Below are 18134 nucleotides of genomic sequence, written 5' to 3' on the forward strand. Positions count from 1 at the left end.
AGGCAATACTACTGGGCCAACTCAATCTTTACATCTAAAGGAGGGGCTCATGTCCTCACCGGTCACTGCTGTCGTGTTTGATATTGGCAATGTCTTGATCTCTTGGGATCCGGAGAACCTGTATAAGGACCTGATCCCGGACGCATCAGAGCGCCAGTTCTTCCTTGATGAAGTATGCCCCTACGACTGGAATCTGGAGCAAGACAGAGGGCGCCCTTGGGGAGATGCCATCGCCGAACGGCTTGCCAAATTTCCTCAGTACGAAGAGTGGATCAAAGCCTATTACGAGCGCTGGGAAGAAATGCTGGCCGGTGCGATCGAGGCCAATGTCGCGCTCCTGAAAGAACTCAAGGATAAGGGCATCTCTTTGTACGCCATCACCAACTTCTCTACTGAGAAGTTTGAGGATGCTAAACGCCTGTTCCCTTTCCTTGCGGACAGCTTCATCGATACCGTGATCTCTGGCGATGAGAAGCTCCTGAAGCCGGATGCTGCCATCTACAACGTGCTGCTGGAAAGAAACCAGCTTGAAGCCTCCAACCTTGTCTTCATTGATGACACACTGAAGAATGTTGAAGCAGCTCAGGGCGTTGGTATGAAAGCGCTCCACTTCTCCGAAGCAAACAAACTCCGCTCAGAACTAAAGCAGCTTGGCCTGCCACTCTAAGATCAATGATGTCTTCCCGGGCGAAGCGTAGCGGAGACCCGGGATCCAGAGCACCTTGCTTAGACATTAGCGAATGTTGCGCTAGATCCCGCATCATATGCGGGATGACGGCGGCGGACTGAGATAAAGAACAACTGACTTTCGCCTACAAAACTTATCCCCCTCCCCAAAATCCTGCTTATTCTTAGTCCGGTACCCACGCATTCGGGCAGGAGTGGACCGTCCATTCCGCGGCGTGGGTGGGGTTGGGCTGCTGGTACGAGGTAACGTATCGTGTCAGGAGGTCCGGTGAAGCGCCATACCCTATTGAGACCACAGTGGTATTAGGGAGTTTGGGGTCGTTCCGGAGGGCGTCCGGTGGTGACAAGAAATTGTCGATGACAGGGAAACCTGTCAGTGACACGGGAACGTGTCATTCACGTCTGTCCGAGAGGGAGCCCGCGTGTTCATGATAAAAGGCCCGGGCGAGGCGAACAGCTGATGCCGAAGATACATATCTAACAAGTAGCGCAGGCAAAGCCTGTTCGCCTTGCTCCACCCGTTTAACGGGATCCTCAAACACAAACACCGCCGGGATGATCCAGCGGTGATATTCGTGCTTGTCAGTCTGAGCGGGTTGAAACGCTAGACCTTATGCCCGCAGTGACCTTCTTCAAAAGCCCAGATGCCAAGGCCTTCGCCTTCTTCAAGAATGGAATAGGCGACGTGGATGTCGACATTTGCCGGAATATCTACGCTGAACAGCGGTGGATCAGCGTCAATGTCCTCGCATGTACAGCCAAGCTTTTCCAGCTTGGACCATTGCTTGGAGAATTCTTCCGGCTGTGTCGTCTCTTCCACCATGATCCGGTAGGTTGAATGACCGGATGCCTTATCGACCCTGTCAAAAACAAGCTGCCCTTTTTGCCGGTTGGCAAGCAGCTCGTCACCATTGGCAACGCCGCAAGCAAAGAAGGGTGTGTTTTCAAGCTTATAGCGATTGCCACCGAGCGAGCGTACCCACACAGTTTCACTCTCAATGCCGTGCCAGTCATGTGGATCCAGCTGGAAGACAAGTTTGTGCAGATTGCTGTTCTTATTCATGGGGCCTCACAAATTCTAAGCGCAATATACTCATGCGTTCCAGCGAAGCAACAAGCATCTTGAGGTAATGTGTTCATAGCCTAACAGAGCCGGTTTTTAGGTTAAGAGGTGCGTTTAAACACGTGGAACTTGAACCGGGTAGTCAAGAAAAAAGCCGAAGCAATCGCCCCGGCTTTAATCGATCAGATCTGATCTAAAACTTAGTCGCGCAGAAGATCGTTCACAGAGGTCTTCGCACGGGTCTGTGCATCAACACGCTTCACGATAACCGCACAGCCCAGATTTGGACCTGGAGTGCCGTCTGGAAGCGGTTTGCCTGGCATGGAGCCCGGAACAACAACGGAGTACGCAGGAACTTCACCGTAGAAGATTTCACCGGTCGTGCGGTCGACGATTTTGGTCGTTGCGGAGATGAACACGCCCATGGAAAGCACGGCACCTTCACGAACAACAACACCTTCAACAACCTCAGAACGAGCACCGATGAAGCAGTTGTCTTCAATGATAACCGGACCAGCCTGAAGTGGCTCAAGAACACCACCAATGCCAACGCCGCCGGAAAGGTGAACGTTTTTACCGATCTGAGCACAGGAACCAACAGTCACCCATGTGTCAACCATTGTGCCTTCGTCAACGAATGCACCAAGGTTTACGAAGGAAGGCATCAAAACAGCGGACTTGCCGATGAATGCACTGCGACGAACAATGGAACCTGGAACAGCGCGGAAGCCAGCTTCTTCAAAGTCGATAGCGCCCCAGCCATCAAACTTGGAAGGAACTTTATCCCACCAGGGAGCCTCGTCTGGACCGCCTTTGATGATCTGCATTGGGTTCAGGCGGAAAGAAAGCAGAACAGCTTTCTTGGCCCACTGATTAACAACCCAGTCGCCAGAGGATTTTTCCGCAACGCGCAGCTTGCCGTGATCCATAAGGTTCAGTGCGGTGTTTACTGCATCACGCACGTCACCTGTGGTGTCGGTGCTGATGTTCTCACGGTCATCAAATGCAGCGTTGATGGTGGCCTCAAGGGCAGCAAGATCAATCTGGCTCATTGGCGGCAGACTCTCATAATTAATGGGTTTCGAATTAGAGCTACCGAGGGGTACGCAAGCCCCAACCAGAAGTCAATACTCTCAGACTTCCGGTTGTCTCATGTATCAATTTAGGTTGCTTCATGTGCCTTGAATGGCTGCTGGGATTGTTCCATTAACCATTTGTGGAAGGAAGATACTGGACGGGTCAAAGGACGGTTCGCATTACGTACAAACCAATAGCCACTTTCGAGAGAAAGGCGTGGCCAGTCCGGAACCACCAGATGACCAGCTGCCACTTCCTGTTCAACAAAGCGGGTATCAATCGCAATCGCACCCATGCCCGCAACCGCAGCCTGAATAGCCATGTTCCGGCTTTCAAACATCGCACCAGAGGTCTGATCCGGATGAGGCAGGCCAGTGCCATTCAACCAACGCGGCCAGTCTTCACGTCTGGAGGAGGTATGCAGCAATTTCAGCTTATCAAGCAGCTTGATGTCAGGGTTCGGATCGCCGTTACTCAACTGAGGAGCAAACGCAACAACCAGATCTTCCTGCCAGAGTTGGTGCCGCTCAACATGCGGCCAGGCCCCATCCCCCAATCGGATTGCGCAATCATAGGACTCTCGGTCAAGGTCCACGACGCGCATACTCGTCGAGATCAGCAGCTCAATATCCGGATGCTTTTCCTGAAAGTCCGGCAACCGCGGAATAAGCCAGCGTGTTGCAACTGTAGAAAGGGTAGAAATGCGCAACTCAGTCCGGCTTCTGCGCCGGAACGCCTCAACAGCGTGCTCGATTTGGTCAAACGAGTTGCCAAGATTGGAGGACAGGCGCTGCCCTTCTTCAGTCAAGGCAAGTCCGCGGCCATCACGAATAACCAGCGCGGCGCCAAGTTCATTTTCCAATGATCGGAGCAGGTGCGTCAGGGCTGATGGTGTAACGCCAAGATCCTCTGCGGCACGAGCTGCTCGGCCGTGTTTGGCCAGCAGTGAAAATGCGTGTAGCGCGCGCAGTGAAACCATGACGAATGCCCTTCCTTATGAGTTCTTGAATTAATCTCAATAAAGGGAAAAAAGGCATTCGTCTAGACGATCGTGATATTTTTTCTCTTTGCGCCTTATTATGCGTAAAAAATGCAATTTTTGGTCGAAACTGCCCCTACAGGAGTTTGAGATGCGAAACAGGGGCACCTTCGTGTTTTGATGGAAATTCTTTAATTCTTGAGTTCCCCTAGGATATTATAGAGGAAGCCATCCAGATGATCTGTCACAAAATCCACGTGAGGCTCGCTGCCACTCGAAAGCTCCCAATCTTCGCGGAAAACCTCACGTGTTCCGTCCGGAATAACAAGAACAGTGCGCATGCCAAGAGAGTTTGGAACAACCAGATTGCGTGAAAGGTCTTCAAACATGGCCGCTTTCTGCGGAAGAATGCCGTTCTTATCCAAAAAACGCTGATAGGTTGCTTCAGCAGGTTTTGGAACTAAATCGGCCTCCATAATCCCGAAGATGTCTTCGAAGTGCTGTGTGATACCCAGACGATTGGCAACAGATTCCGCGTGTTTCCGCGTTCCGTTTGTCAGGATGTAGCACTTGCCCGGCAGTTGGTTGATCGCATCTGCAAGCTGAGGATTTGGGTCCAGCACAGAGTGGTCAATGTCATGCACGTATTCAAGAAACTCATCGGGCTCAATGTGATGCTCAAGCATCAAACCACGAAGTGTGGTTCCATACTTTTTGTAATAGGAGATCTGAAGCTCTCTCGCCTGCTCAACCGGCTTTCCGGTGAGCTTTTGTACAAACTCAGACATCCGCTGATCGATTTGATCAAACAGATTTGAATGGTGAGGGTAGAGAGTATTATCCAGATCGAAAACCCAGCTTTCAACGCTGGCAAATGGGGAATTGGTCATGCTTATCCGTTCAGTTATCAGCTATGCCGATAAGTGTTGTTTGATACCAAGCAAAACAGGAAAGAATAAGGATAGCAAGAGAGGCGAGCGTCTTTCGCCTCCCTGTATCAATTATCAAGGTACGATCAGAGTACCAGCACCGTGGTCGGTGAAGAGTTCCAGAAGAACGGCGTGGGCGACTTTTCCGTCAACAATAACAACGCCTTCAACGCCCTGTTCAAGGGCCTCGAGACAGGTCTCAACCTTCGGGATCATGCCGCCGGAGATTGTACCATCCTCAATAAGAGCCCGGGCACCGGCACGGGTCAGCTGCTTGATAAGCTTGCCGTCTTTGTCCAGAACACCCGGAACGTCGGTAAGGAACAGCAGGCGTTTGGCGTTCAAAGAGCCAGCAATCGCACCTGCAAATGTATCTGCATTGATGTTGTAAGTCGCACCATCACGACCCGGCGCAACAGGAGCAACAACAGGAATGAGGTCACGTTCAAGGATCAACTCAAGCACCTTGGCGTTCACAGCTTCCGGCTCGCCAACAAATCCAAGATCCAGAACCTCTTCGATTTTGGAATCTGGATCACGGTGCTTGCGGTGCAGTTTGCGTGCAGTGACCATGTCGCCGTCTTTGCCGCAAAGGCCAACAGCGCGCCCACCTTCGCGGTTGATGCTTGCCACAATGCCTTTATTGATGGAGCCAGCCAGCACCATCTCGACAACCTCAACGGTCGCCTGATCCGTCACACGAAGGCCGCCTTTAAACTCGCTCTTGATGTTGAGACGATCAAGCATAGAGCCGATCTGAGGACCACCGCCGTGAACAACAACCGGATGAACACCAGATTGGCGCAACAGAGTGATATCTCGGGCAAAAGCGCGGGAAAGGGAGTCATCTCCCATGGCATTGCCGCCGTATTTTACAACAACACGTCGGTCATCATAGCGCTGCATATAAGGGAGAGCTTGGGCAATGACGTGCGCACGATTACTGGATTCCGAGAAACTCATAGCGATTTGTACACCTGGAGAAGACAAAGGACTGATACGCAAATCACACGGACTGCGTGTGAAGTATATAGCCGCATTATGAACACGTCACAAATGTTCAGTCATCCCCACCTGCGTGGATTTACTCAAGTAATCGAGGAAATTGTCTAATGCCTCTCGCGTAAATAATCTGCAAAACCGTCTTCACCCGCTGGAGGGGAGAACAAGAAGCCCTGAGCATTGGTGCAGCCGCTGCTTTCCAGCAAGTGCATCTGCTCTTCCGTTTCAACACCTTCAGCCGTCACTTCCATGTCTAGCAAGTGAGCCAGTTCAATCAGATGAGCGCAAGCAGTGCTGTGAACAGCAGAGGTTGGCACTCCAGATAGAAAACTGCGGTCGATCTTGATCCGGTCAACTGGGCAATCCAACAAGTGTTTCATAGAGGCAAAGCCAGTGCCGAAGTCGTCAAAGGCCACTGAGATACCCATCTCCTGCAGCTCGCGCATGTTCTCCATGGCATGTGGTGCCCTGTCCAGATCAATTCGTTCTGTAACTTCAAGCTCTAAGAAATGCCCGGGGGTGCCAGTGTCCTGTAAAATCTTTTGAATGCGGGAGACGATGTATTGGTCAACAAACATCCTGCCGCAAATGTTCACGGAGATCTTGAAACTAGGATCAACAAGATTGCTCCATCCGCTGCGTGCTTTGCAGGCCTCACGGATAACCCAGTAACCGACGTCCTTTCCAAGGCAACTGCGGCACAGGGTTGTGATGAAACGGGAAGGGGGCAACAAGCCACTCTCAGGGTGCTCCCATCTGATCAAAGCCTCAGCCCCAACCAGCTTGCGATCTGTCACACGGACGATTGGCTGATAATGGAGCACGAACTCATCACGGAGGTAGGCAGAAATCAGTGAACGCTCCAGTGGGGTAGGCCCAAGCTGGCGTGCTTTGTACCACTTCTTCAAATTCAGCCCTGCCAACAGCAGCGTTGGTAGCGCATGAATGAAACGCCAAACATAGGTCAACGCATTGGTAATGATATGCTCAGGTACAAGAGCCCAATGATGACGGAGGTACGGAGTTGCACACATACATCACCCCCTTTGACTGATTTTAGCACTGTGATCGTAATCTTGTTTGTCTTTTTCAGACATTCGACGACCTCCCCTTCGACGACGGTCTGTCTATATTCGGGGGGTAAATTGACCCTAGGTCAAGAAGAGGTTAAGGCGGGCTGGGGAAAAGGCAGCAAAACGTGAGAACAAGGGAAGTTTTGGAAATTGCAGGATGGACAAGGGGTGTTGGATATGTTTGTGGGGCCGCTGTCCGAAAGAGGAAGGCGCAGGGAAATATGAGCCCTGCACCTGCAATTGATTAGCCGTAACTGACCAGCTGCGCGATCTCTGCGCGCAGTTCATCCAGACCGTTGCCTTTTTCTGAAGAGGTGGCAATGACTTCCGGGTGTGCAGCAGGACGTTTCGCGAGTACTTTCAGCGTCTCATCTTTCATACGCTGCAGTTGCCCTGGCTTCAGTTTATCTGCCTTGGTAAGCACGACCTGATAAGGCACAGCGGACTTGTCCAGAATCGCCATGGCATCAAGATCGTTCTTTTTGATGCCGTGACGTGAGTCGATCAAAGAGAACACACGGCGTAAGGTGCTTCGACCGCGTAGATAGTCAAAAATAAGTGATGTCCACGCATCGACCATGCCTTTTGGTGCTTCAGCGTACCCGTAGCCTGGCATATCGACAATCTTGAGGATGGAGTGCTCTGCTCCAAAGAAGTTCAGCATCTGGGTCCGGCCAGGTGTGTTGGATGTACGAGCCAACGTTTTCTTACCGGTGAGCTTGTTGATCAGGCTGGACTTACCAACGTTGGAGCGACCGGCAAACGCGATCTCGATACCATCCAGCTCAGGAAGCTGATGCATCTCTTTCACACTGGTAATAAAATCCCAAGGACGCGCAAACAGAAGGCGTCCCGCCTCCAGTTGTTCTGCTGAATATTCTTTTTCTGAGCTCATGCCCTGCCTTTTAACCTGCAATCTCGATTTGGTCGAGTGCTGTTTTCCAAAGCGCAGCCTTAATGTTTGCTACGGTGAAGCTTCACCACAAAAGGTGTTAACCCCAAACAAAAAACGCGACCCTGAGGCCGCGTTTTCGAAGTCTTATTCAAAGAGGAAAGCTTACTTGCTTTCTTCCTTAGGCTTGTGCTTGAACATGCTCTTCAAGTTATCAAAGAGCTCAAGTTTCACGCCCTGACGACGCATGATGATTCCCTGCTGTGCAACAGAAAGAGTGTTGTTCCATGCCCAGTAGATCACGAGACCAGCTGGGAAGGTTGCCAGCATGAAGGTGAACAGAACAGGCATCCAGTTGAAGATCATCTGCTGTGCAGGCTCAGCTGGTGCTGGGTTCATCTTCATCTGCAGGAACATGGTTACACCCATGATCAGAGGCCAGACACCAATCATCAGGAAGCTTGGCGGATCCCAAGGGATCAAGCCGAACAGGTTGAAGATTGTGGTTGGGTCTGGAGCAGAAAGATCCTGAATCCATCCGAAGAATGGCGCATGACGCATCTCGATGGTAACGAACAGAACCTTATAGAGCGAGAAGAAGACGGGGATCTGAATGACCATCGGCAAACACCCTGCCAATGGGTTGATCTTTTCCTTCTTGTACAGCTCCATCATGGCTTGCTGCTGTTTCTGCTTGTCGTCCTTGAACTTCTCGCGGATCTCAGTCATCTGCGGCTGCACGAGCTTCATTTTACTCATGGAGACGTAGGACTTGTTTGCCAGCGGGAAGAACAGGGCCTTCACAATAACGGTCACAAGCAGGATAGCGACACCGAAGTTGCCAACCAGAGAATAGAGCCAGTCAATTGCCCAGAACATCGGCTTGGTCAGGAAGTAGAACCAACCCCAGTCGATCATGAGATCGAAGCTTTCGATGTTGTAGGATGCCTGATAGCCTTCGATCAGCTTGGTAACTTTTGCACCTGCATAGAGCAGTGATGAGCTGGTGATTTTAGTGCCATCAGCTATCTGAACCGCGTCACCAAGATAGTCACTCTGGAAGTTCTGAGTGCGGGCGTTGTAGGAGAAGTTTGGCTGGAACTCAGTGCCCGGAGTTGGGATCAGTGTTGCAGCCCAGTACTTATCAGTAAAGCCGAGCCAACCCGTGTTAGCGCGACCTGGGCGAATGCTTCCATCCTCAATCAGGTCAGAATAGTTGATTTCCTGGAGGCCTTCTTCGCCGATAACGCCGATAAGACCTTCATGCAGTACGAAGAAGCCAGCGGTTTCTGGCTCGCCGTTACGCGCAATCAAACCATAAGGATAAAGCTGAACGTTCTGGCCAGTGCTGTTCTGCACTTCCTGGTCAACAGTGAACATGTAGTTCTCGTCGACGGAGAAAGTGCGCTTGAACACCAGCCCTTCGCCATTGTCCCAGCTCAGAACGATAGGGGAAGACGGTGTCAGGTTACCAGAAGTCTCTGCAGTCCAGACAGTTTCAGCATTCGGAAGCTTAACCTGTGCACCTGGATCCGCAACCCAACCATGCTCAGCGTAGTATGGCTCTGGGCTGCCTTTCGGCGAGAAAAGAACAACAGTTTCACTGTCCTTGGCCTGTGTCTGACGGTAGTCATTCAGGCGAAGGTCATCCAGCTTCGCGCCTTGCAAATTGACAGAGCCGGAGAGGCTAGGGGTGTCAATGGTCAGGCGAGGAGATGCAGCCAGTGCTTGTGCGCGACTGACGAATGATTGCGCCGCGGTCCCGCTATCGGTGCCAGGAGCAGCCACTTGACCGGATGCACCTTCAGGCAGTGCAACGGGTGAGCTGGAACCGGCTTGTTGTGCATCGTCTGCCAGCTGCGCCTGTTGCGCTTCCTGCTGAGCTTCTAACTGTGGTCCGGCAATAAAATATTGCCAGCCCAATAGCACAACCAGCGACATTACGATCGCTACGATCATATTGCGATTATCGTTCATCGACTGGATCACTCATTTTCAAAAGGGTGGAATAAATAGTCATCACTGGTCAGTTGGCCTCAACTTTATCATGTGGAGGTTTAGAATTTGCCAGCGAGTTCGGTTTTGATCGGATAGGGCGAGGTTTACGAGGCTTGAACGCATTTCTTACACTGCCTATGAGGTCTTTCAGAAGATCTTCGAAAGGTTGTGAAAGTGCAGCTCTCCTGCCAACCAGAACATAGTCAGCGCCTATCTGGGCGATATCCAAATCAAGAAAGGCAACAGCGGCTCGAAGTCGGCGCTTTATTCGACTGCGCTCAACAGAGTTTCCGGTTTTCTTGGTGACCGTATAACCCATTCGAGGGTCGCCATCACTGCGGGTTTTAGCCGCTTGAAGCACAAAAGCGCGCCGAGCTGTCCTTCCGCCTTTTGCGACGGTAAGAAACTCGGAGCGCTTTTTGAGTGTTTTCATGTTTTTGCGGCGGAACTTTTGTTCAATGGATATGAAGTGAATGCCGCCGCGCAACGTCGCGATTAAGCGCTAAGACGCTTACGGCCTTTAGAACGACGACGTGCCAGTACCTGGCGGCCATTTTTAGTTGCCATACGTGCCCGGAAGCCGTGGCGACGCTTGCGAACAAGGTTGCTCGGTTGGAAAGTACGCTTCATTTTATTACCCTAGCAGAGCCGTTGGCTCCAACTTAAACGTTAATTTGGATTGTGCGTCTTCTCCCCGAAGTCACCGCGACTTTATTCAAGTTGCAGGACTTTGCGCAGGGGATCCGCACTCCTATTCGTCGGCGCTTATATTAGTGTGCGTGCTTCAAGTCAATAATTGCTGTGCCGGAATCTACGATATCCTGACTCTTTATTGCCTCACAGCCTCGTGTAGAGCCGTTACCCCTCATTCAAAACAGAGTGAAACTACGGGTAACGCACGAACCTGTGATAACACCGGAGGTCTTTCTGATTGTATGAAAATTGTAAGACATCAATTCATTAGGCGATTGAGCCTGCAAAAAACATAGTAACCTATTCAGTCTAGACTAGGCAAGAACACTGAGGTTTCGGTTCTTTTCAGGTCTGAACGTTGAAACCATCTAAGGAAAAGCACATGGGAATCACGGAACACAATGATAACAAGTCACCAGCCGAGGGAGCTTTGGGCTTCATCAAACGCTGGGGACTACTCTTTGTTATCCTTGCCGTGTCCGCCTATGGCATCTCTCAAGGCTGGCATCAGCAAATCACAATCAGCAACCTGATCAAAAATCAGCAACTGCTTTCTGGCTATCTGGCCGAATACCCAATCCTGACCCCGCTGATCTATTTCGTCGTGTACACACTTGCGGTTGCTCTGTCTTTCCCGGGTGCATCCCTGCTTACAATCGCAGGCGGTTTTTTGTTCGGTTGGTTCTTCGGTGGTTTGCTCACCGTTCTGGCAGCAACAATTGGTGCCGCACTGTTGTTCATCGCTGCAAAAACTTCGGTTGGTGCAACGCTCAAAGCAAGAGCAGGGCCGTTCCTCGATAAAATGTCAGAGGGTTTCCGTAAGAACGCGTTCAGTTACCTACTCTTTCTGCGTCTCACCCCAGTGTTTCCGTTCTGGCTCGTCAACATTGCGCCTGCGTTGTTCCATGTTCCGTTGAGCACATATCTGATCGCAACATTCGTCGGTATCATTCCAGGCACTTTCGCCTATGCCTTCGTTGGGGCTGGTCTGGATAGTGTGATCCTGGCGCAAGAGCAGGCAAATCCGGGTTGTTCGGCTGCTGGTACATGTGAAGTGGAGATTTCCGCACTCATTACGCCTGAGCTGATTTGGGCATTTGCAGCGCTAGGTTTGGTAGCGCTCATTCCGCCGATTGTTCAGCGTTTTCGCGGCAAATAAATCTCAGACCAGATCAATTTCGAAATTACGGACTTTCTCGATGACAAATAACAATAATGCAAAAACATTGACCCCGGATATCTGTGTTATTGGCGCTGGCTCGGGCGGCCTCTCAGTCGCGGCAGCTGCAGCAGCCTTTGGCGTGGATGTTGTCCTGATTGAAAAGGGTAAGATGGGTGGCGACTGTCTGAATTATGGCTGCGTCCCATCCAAAGCAATTATCGCAGCTGGTAAAGCTGCCGCTACCTTTCGGTCCTCAGAAAAGTTTGGCGTTGGTGCTCAAGAGCCTGAGATTGATTTCTCTAAGGTGAATGATCACGTTCATGATGTTATCGCCACCATAGCTCCACATGACTCTGTTGAACGCTTCGAAGGCTTGGGTGTGCACGTCATTCAGGGCGCAGGTGAGTTTACTTCCGCAGATACCGTCAAAGTCGGTGAGCAGGCCATCAAAGCACGCCGCTTTGTCATTGCCACGGGCTCCAGCGCTGCGGTCCCTCCGATCCCTGGTATTGAAAACATACCGTACCTGACCAACGAAAACCTGTTTGAACTGAAAGAACGCCCAGAGCACCTGATCATTATTGGCGCAGGGCCAATCGGCATGGAGATGGCACAGGCTCACCGTCGTTTGGGAAGCCGTGTCACAGTCATCGAAGCGCTACGTCCACTGGCGGTGACCGATCCTGCTCATGCAGCTCAAGTTATCCAGAAAATGGAGTCCGAAGGTGTTGAGATCCTTGCAAACACCAAGGTCAACAGTGTTGAACGCACTGACACTGGCGTAAAAGTCGCTATTAAAGTTGATGATGAAGCAGAAGGAACCATTGAAGGCACACATCTGCTGATCGCGGCAGGTCGTTCCCCGAACGTCTCTTCTCTTGGTTTGGAAGCCGCTGGTATTGAGTATAGCCGCAAAGGCATCAAAGCAGATGACGGGCTACGCACCACAAACCGTAAAGTATATGCGATCGGTGATGTCGCCGGTGGACCGCAGTTCACACACGCAGCAGGCGCACATGCGTCACTCGTCATTCGTTCAATCCTGTTCCGGATGCCAGTCAACCATAACAACATAACAATGCCTGCAGTGACCTACACTGAGCCTGAGATTGGGCAGGTCGGTCTTTCAGAGCAGCAGGCACGCGAACAGCTGGGCGATAAACTGAAAATCTTGACCGCAGAGTTTTCCGGAAACGACAGAGCGCTTGCTGAAGGCAAAGGTAAGGGCCAGGTTAAGCTCCTGACTAACGGAAAAGGACAGCTCGTTGGAGCATCTATTGTGGGCCCAGGCGCTGGTGAACAGATTGGTCTGCTGGCTTTGATGATCTCTCAAAAGTTGAAGGTCGGCGCTCTCTTAGGAGTGGTCCTCCCGTACCCGACACTAAATGAAGCAATTCGTAGGGCTGCACTTACGTATTATGCGGATGCCCCCAAAAATCCATGGGTCCGCAGAATTCTGGCGCTTCTGAGAAAGCTTGGATGACGCAGTTGTGATCAGCTGTGAGAGAAGTGTGTTGCTTGACACACGTCATCTGCTAAAAATGAGTAAGGCATAGCGCGTAACAACAATCTGCGCTGCACGATCATTGTGTACCAACTCATCAGGTAGGTGGATGGCTCAAAATAATGGGAGAGTGACCTCTGATACAGAGGTCACACCGAAAAAATTGAACTCGGATGGTACTCCGAAAGGCAAACACCGCAGATTATTTCGCGGGGGCATGGGACTCTCTGGCAAACTCCTGATGTTGACGATCTCGTTTGTCATGCTCAGCGAAATTCTTATTTTCGTACCTTCAATTGCAAATTATCGTAACACTTGGCTAAGTGACCGTTTGGCAGTCGGCGGTGTTGCTGCGACATTGTTGTCAGAAAGTGAGACACTGTCTCCGCAGGTCCAGCACAAACTACTGGAAGCAACTGGTGCGCAGGCCATCTCTCTTGCCTTTGGAGAACGTCGTAATTTGATCGCTATGGAGAGTTCAGAAATGAACGTCACCAAAACGATTGACATGACACAAGATTCTCCCTGGGATGCGATCGGATGCAGCCTTCAGTTTCTGACTGGAACGCGAACCGGCCAGATACGCGTCATCGGCGATATTGATATGCGCTCAGGCGGTAGAGTGGATATGGTCTTCCCAGCATCTTTGCTGCGAGACGATTTGCAGAAGTATGCTCTGAACATTCTGCAGTTATCTCTCCTCATCTCATGCCTGACAGCCGCGCTCGTTTACCTGTCCATTCGGTCATTGCTGTTGCGTCCTTTGCAGCGGCTCACTGGCTCCATGATGCGGTTTGCTGAATCCCCTGAGAACGCTCGGGAGATTATCAAGCCAAGCGGACGTACGGATGAGCTGGGTGAGGCTGAAATGCAGCTGCAGTCCATGCAGAAGTCTCTGAACCAGACATTGAACCAGCAACGCCGTATGGCAGCGTTGGGACTAGCTGTTTCCAAGATCAATCATGACATGCGGAATTTGCTGGCATCAGCACAGTTGTTCCTTGAAAGGCTGGAGTTATTGCCGGACCCGACCGTACAACGTGTTGCACCCAAGATTCTTGCGACGCTTGACCGAGCGGCCGCCTACACCAGTGCAGTGCTGTCCTACGGCAAGGCACAGGAAGCTGCTCCTGAGCTACGTGTCATCCGCCTTGCATCGGTTCTACGCGATGTGGAGGAGGTTCTTGGCCTGTCCAGATACGCTGACGGCATAGAGATGCATGTCAGCGTACCGGAGACGCAGGAGTTGGAAGCAGATCCTGAACAAATATTCCGCGTACTGCTCAACCTCTGCCGGAACTCGGTGCAGGCGATGGAAGCGTCCAAAGGCGCGTCTGGTGTTGTTTGCAGGATTGAGATCCATTCAGAGGTTAAAGACGACATGCTGTCTATCTATGTCTCTGATACGGGACCAGGTATTCCTGCAAAAGCTCAGGAGGGATTGTTCAAAGCCTTCCAGACATCCGGCAAAGTTGGCGGAACAGGATTGGGTCTGGCGATTGCAGCAGAGATCGTTGTGGCGCACGGAGGTAAGATCACATTGGAGAAAGAGGTGACGACCGGGGCTTGTTTCAAAATCCAGTTGCCATACCGGCATGGGGCACAAGCGACTGAAAAAATTACGAGACTATTCCCTGCTAACAGCAGCAAGGGCTAATCTCTAGAAAAGCTGTACTGTGCAAGTGCAGCTTTTCTCACGTTTAGGCTGCAATGCCCTACGTCTTTGTTCTGATAGTCAGAAATTGTTATCCCCAAAACGCAAAATCACTTTAAAAAACTTCTCTAAAGCGCTTGCCAAGGTCCAGTAAGGCGGCTACATAGACCCCCGTTCCGCAGGGAACGCGGCCTGCACCGGTAGCTCAGCTGGATAGAGCACCAGACTACGAATCTGGGGGTCGGGGGTTCGAATCCTCCCCGGTGCGCCATTTACTCTTCTCTAGAGAGTAGGTGGCTTAGATAGCACTAGGCCGATACATAATTCTTGTTCGCAAGAAACAGCGCACCGGTAGCTCAGCTGGATAGAGCACCAGACTACGAATCTGGGGGTCGGGGGTTCGAATCCTCCCCGGTGCGCCAATATTCTCTCCCTTAAAATTTAGCTGCTTCATCTTATGGATGAGTTGTGCTTACTAAACTCTTCGAGCATTCAATTGCTTGATGCGAGAGTTTCTTCTTCGCTCTGCCCTTGTGGAAGATTTTCCAGCAAAAACCTGATGATGTTTTCGCCCATCACAGCTGCGATCTGTTTTTCTGTGAAACCTTTTTTCAAAAGTTCCTGTGTCAGAACCGCATATTCAGATGTATCGAAGGCAGTCGTAACGGAGCCATCGAAGTCAGATCCCAGCGCCACATGGTCGATACCGGCAATTGAAACAGCATAATCAATTGAAGCTGCAACGCCCTGTGGACTGATGTCGCAAGCTGCTGCATCCCAAAAACCGATACCAATCAACCCGCCTTTTGCTGAAATCTTTCTGACTTGATCATCCGTGAGATTGCGAGGCGTCTCACAAATCCCCTTTACGCCTGTATGAGAAACGACAATCGGTCGTGTCGCTATTGCCAGTACGTCTTCAATCACCGCTGGAGAGGAGTGAGCAACGTCAACAATCATTTCCTTCTTCTCCATAAGCCGTACCACGTCCTTGCCAAAGTCCGTGAGACCTGCCTTGGATTGGCCATGGAGAGAGCCACCCAGTTTATTGTCGAAGAAGTGCTGGAGGCCCATCAACCGCAATCCGCCCTCATAAAGCCGATCCACGTTCTTGATATCACCATCCAGTGCATGCCCACCTTCTGTGCCTAAGATCCCAGCAATGATTCTAGAGCCTTGGGCTCTGGCTGTGAGGACAACTTCCAGTTCTTCTTTATTATGGACAACAGTAATTTCCTCTGGATGCTTCTGCTCCAGATCGTAAAGGCGCTGTGCTTGCAACAGCGCACGCTCAGAAAGCTTATTCAGTGCGCTAGAAGGCCAGCTTTGCAGCCAACCTAGCAAAGTGATGTTGTCAAAGGCCTCAGCTGAGTTCTTCTTGTAGTTTTGTCCACGGGGGGACTTGGTGACGCTGGTGAAGATTTGTACACCAACATTACCCTTTTTGAAGCGCGGCAGGTCTGAGTGACCGATCGACGATTCCTGCGATATGTTCCGGCCCCAAAGCAAAACATCATTGTGAAGGTCCGCAATCCGTAGCCTATCGTGTAAAGCCTGTGCATCTGCACTGATGGAATAGGAAGCGTGTTCGACAACGTGATTTTGGGATTGATCAACATACTGGGCAACGTAGCCAGACCGAATGATACCGTATCCAGCTGCCGCAACAATCACAACGGCACCTAAACCAACCTTTAAATAAGAGATACCCATAATACACGCCCAATACGTTTGTAGTCACTGACCCAGAAATATTGATTTACCTTAAGGTAAATCGCATGTTTGTCCAGATACTCTAGCCGAGAGATGCTCCCGTCCCAGTGCAGGCGTGTTGCGTATCTCCTTGTAGGCAGACAACACTTCTGGGTAATATGAGAGCTAATTTCATCGGTTCTATAAACAGTTAAAGGCGAAAGGCGTTATCATGAATGCTCAGCAACTGGTCGAGACCATTCGCTCGCGTACATCTGCATCTCTTAAGCTCATGAAAGCTCCCGGGCCGAATAGAGAAGAAATGAAGCTGATAATTGAGGCCGCTGCAGCTGCTCCTGATCACGGGCATCTACATCCATTCCGAATTTTGGAGATCCCGACAGACGCACGCAATGATCTGGGAGATCTGTTTGTAAAAGCCGTTGAAGAAGTAAAAGATGACCCAACCGAAGAAGCGCTTACCCGTGCAAGGGAAAAAGCGCATAAAGGGCCTGTACTTCTGGTTTTAATCGGATGTTTTCACGGTTCGGATGAGACCCGTATTCCCCAATATGAGCAAATGCTCTCAGCGGGAACAGCTTTGCAAAACATGGTGCTTGTAGCTCACGCAATGGGGTATGCATCCCGGATTACCAGTGGTGACAGTGCGCGTTCCTCTGCCTTCCATAAAGGACTGGGTCTCTCAGAAAACGAGGAATTCCTGTGCTTTATCTCTCTTGGTAAGGTTGACGAAGCAAGGCCTGCCAAGGGTAGACAAGAAGCTCAGGAAATTCACTCAACGTGGGTGCCGGAATAACGCGCTTACTTCGCTTTTGGGCGGAACGCCACAATCACATCTGGGTCCGTTTCAATACGCCCTGCACCGATCAGATCAAGACAGTACGGCACCGCCTGAAACACTGCATCAAGGCAGGTTTTGATGCTGGCTGGTTTACCCGGCAAGTTGATGATGAGGCTTTTGCCCCGAATGCCAGCTGTCTGACGTGAAAGAATTGCTGTCGGCACTTCTTTCAGGGACAACTGTCGCATCAACTCACCAAACCCGCGAAGCTCTTTTTCCATTACCAGTTCCATAGCTTCTGGAGTCAGATCACGAGGAGAGGGGCCTGTTCCGCCTGTTGTAAGGATCAGGTCGATACCATCTTCATCAGCCAATTGCTTCAAAGTAGTGCTGACGCTTTCGATTCCATCCGGAATGATCTTATGGATGGGCTCCCAGGGACTGGTCACAGCTTCTTCAAGGTATGCGAGAATAGCTGGGCCACTTTTGTCTTCGTAAGTTCCATCACTGGCGCGATCGGAGATGGTAACAGCTGCAATCTTCATGGATATCTCTCATAGACACGGATGATTTGCTGCGAGAGTAAGCGTGGAAATGCTTGGGTTCAAACATTAATTACCTGCTACTTTCCTTGTCCTCTTATTCTTTCAGGCCAGCAGAGAGCTGGCTTCCTTTCAAGGTTTGCCATCTACTCCCCATGTGTTTCTCACTGTGTATTTTGATAGACTGACGCTTCTTTGTTTAAACGTTACTATCCCGTCATTACTGAAGTTTTTAGGATGTTATCTACGTAATCCGGGGGGAGAAGCTGCAACAGATTGAGATGCATTTTACCCGTAACAGTAATGGTCTCTTGCAAGTCCGATACTAACTTTGGGTAAGGTCATGTGCAGTTATTCTAAGACATTCTCAGCTTACAACTTTGAT

Annotated in this window: 17 protein-coding genes and 2 tRNA genes; 7 read left to right on the top strand and 12 right to left on the bottom strand. The window is 50.8% G+C overall.

Annotated features, from left to right (window positions below; genetic code table 11):
- The first annotated feature begins 49 nt into the window (after window positions 1-49).
- The gene (locus PsAD5_RS05560) at window positions 50-667 is read left to right on the top strand and encodes an HAD family hydrolase (RefSeq protein WP_057464148.1); all 618 of its coding nucleotides are present in this window, start codon (window positions 50-52) and stop codon (window positions 665-667) included.
- 624 nt (window positions 668-1291) lie between these two features.
- On the opposite strand, the gene PsAD5_RS05565 is transcribed toward PsAD5_RS05560, so the two are convergent.
- The 10 genes from PsAD5_RS05565 to rpmH all read right to left on the bottom strand — a co-directional run bounded on the left by PsAD5_RS05565 (window position 1292) and on the right by rpmH (window position 10330).
- Window positions 1292-1750, bottom strand: a complete 459-nt coding sequence (locus tag PsAD5_RS05565; RefSeq protein WP_057462872.1) for a DUF4265 domain-containing protein — start codon at window positions 1748-1750, stop codon at window positions 1292-1294.
- A gap of 200 nt (window positions 1751-1950) precedes the next feature.
- Complete coding sequence (gene dapD, locus PsAD5_RS05570; RefSeq protein WP_063291367.1) at window positions 1951-2802, bottom strand: 2,3,4,5-tetrahydropyridine-2,6-dicarboxylate N-succinyltransferase; 852 nt, start codon at window positions 2800-2802, stop codon at window positions 1951-1953.
- A 110-nt stretch (window positions 2803-2912) separates the two neighbouring features.
- Window positions 2913-3806, bottom strand: coding sequence for a LysR substrate-binding domain-containing protein (locus PsAD5_RS05575; RefSeq protein ID WP_063291368.1), 894 nt, complete (start codon window positions 3804-3806; stop codon window positions 2913-2915).
- Between the two features lie 191 nt (window positions 3807-3997).
- Entirely contained in the window at window positions 3998-4696 is a 699-nt protein-coding gene (locus PsAD5_RS05580; protein WP_063291369.1) for a pyrimidine 5'-nucleotidase, read from the bottom strand.
- 114 nt (window positions 4697-4810) lie between these two features.
- Window positions 4811-5698: an acetylglutamate kinase gene (gene argB / locus PsAD5_RS05585; RefSeq protein ID WP_063291370.1), complete on the bottom strand. Its 888-nt coding sequence runs from the start codon at window positions 5696-5698 to the stop codon at window positions 4811-4813.
- Window positions 5699-5844: 146 nt separating this feature from the next.
- Window positions 5845-6771, bottom strand: a complete 927-nt coding sequence (locus PsAD5_RS05590) for an EAL domain-containing protein (protein ID WP_063291371.1) — start codon at window positions 6769-6771, stop codon at window positions 5845-5847.
- A 283-nt stretch (window positions 6772-7054) separates the two neighbouring features.
- Window positions 7055-7705 carry a ribosome biogenesis GTP-binding protein YihA/YsxC gene (yihA, locus tag PsAD5_RS05595; protein WP_057462867.1) on the bottom strand — a complete coding sequence of 217 codons (651 nt, stop codon included), beginning with the start codon at window positions 7703-7705 and terminating at the stop codon, window positions 7055-7057.
- Between the two features lie 162 nt (window positions 7706-7867).
- Window positions 7868-9679, bottom strand: a complete 1812-nt coding sequence (gene yidC / locus PsAD5_RS05600) for a membrane protein insertase YidC (protein WP_063291372.1) — start codon at window positions 9677-9679, stop codon at window positions 7868-7870.
- Window positions 9680-9728: 49 nt separating this feature from the next.
- Window positions 9729-10133, bottom strand: a complete 405-nt coding sequence (gene rnpA / locus PsAD5_RS05605) for a ribonuclease P protein component (protein WP_208988501.1) — start codon at window positions 10131-10133, stop codon at window positions 9729-9731.
- 62 nt (window positions 10134-10195) lie between these two features.
- Window positions 10196-10330 carry a 50S ribosomal protein L34 gene (rpmH, locus tag PsAD5_RS27530; RefSeq protein WP_082596783.1) on the bottom strand — a complete coding sequence of 45 codons (135 nt, stop codon included), beginning with the start codon at window positions 10328-10330 and terminating at the stop codon, window positions 10196-10198.
- Between the two features lie 445 nt (window positions 10331-10775).
- Between rpmH and PsAD5_RS05610 the strand changes: the two genes are divergently transcribed.
- The 5 genes from PsAD5_RS05610 (at window position 10776) to PsAD5_RS05630 (ending at window position 15135) form a co-directional block, all read left to right on the top strand.
- Window positions 10776-11552, top strand: a complete 777-nt coding sequence (locus tag PsAD5_RS05610) for a TVP38/TMEM64 family protein (protein WP_057462864.1) — start codon at window positions 10776-10778, stop codon at window positions 11550-11552.
- A 40-nt stretch (window positions 11553-11592) separates the two neighbouring features.
- Window positions 11593-13038 carry a dihydrolipoyl dehydrogenase family protein gene (locus tag PsAD5_RS05615; RefSeq protein ID WP_063286800.1) on the top strand — a complete coding sequence of 482 codons (1446 nt, stop codon included), beginning with the start codon at window positions 11593-11595 and terminating at the stop codon, window positions 13036-13038.
- Window positions 13039-13276: 238 nt separating this feature from the next.
- A complete protein-coding gene (locus PsAD5_RS05620) occupies window positions 13277-14716 on the top strand; it encodes a sensor histidine kinase (RefSeq protein WP_208988502.1) in 1440 nt (479 codons plus the stop codon).
- 191 nt (window positions 14717-14907) lie between these two features.
- A tRNA-Arg gene (locus tag PsAD5_RS05625) sits at window positions 14908-14984 on the top strand.
- Window positions 14985-15058: 74 nt separating this feature from the next.
- A tRNA-Arg gene (locus PsAD5_RS05630) sits at window positions 15059-15135 on the top strand.
- Between the two features lie 70 nt (window positions 15136-15205).
- On the opposite strand, the gene PsAD5_RS05635 is transcribed toward PsAD5_RS05630, so the two are convergent.
- Complete coding sequence (locus tag PsAD5_RS05635; RefSeq protein WP_063291374.1) at window positions 15206-16426, bottom strand: dipeptidase; 1221 nt, start codon at window positions 16424-16426, stop codon at window positions 15206-15208.
- Between the two features lie 211 nt (window positions 16427-16637).
- Between PsAD5_RS05635 and PsAD5_RS05640 the strand changes: the two genes are divergently transcribed.
- Complete coding sequence (locus PsAD5_RS05640) at window positions 16638-17222, top strand: nitroreductase family protein (RefSeq protein WP_063291375.1); 585 nt, start codon at window positions 16638-16640, stop codon at window positions 17220-17222.
- Window positions 17223-17227: 5 nt separating this feature from the next.
- Here the strand turns inward: PsAD5_RS05640 and mog are convergent, their stop codons facing one another.
- Window positions 17228-17752 (bottom strand): molybdopterin adenylyltransferase, encoded by a 525-nt coding sequence (gene mog, locus PsAD5_RS05645; RefSeq protein ID WP_057462860.1) that lies wholly within the window; start codon window positions 17750-17752, stop codon window positions 17228-17230.
- Between the last annotated feature and the right edge of the window lie 382 nt (window positions 17753-18134).

Source organism: Pseudovibrio sp. Ad5 (genome assembly GCF_001623095.1).
Classification (GTDB): domain Bacteria; phylum Pseudomonadota; class Alphaproteobacteria; order Rhizobiales; family Stappiaceae; genus Pseudovibrio.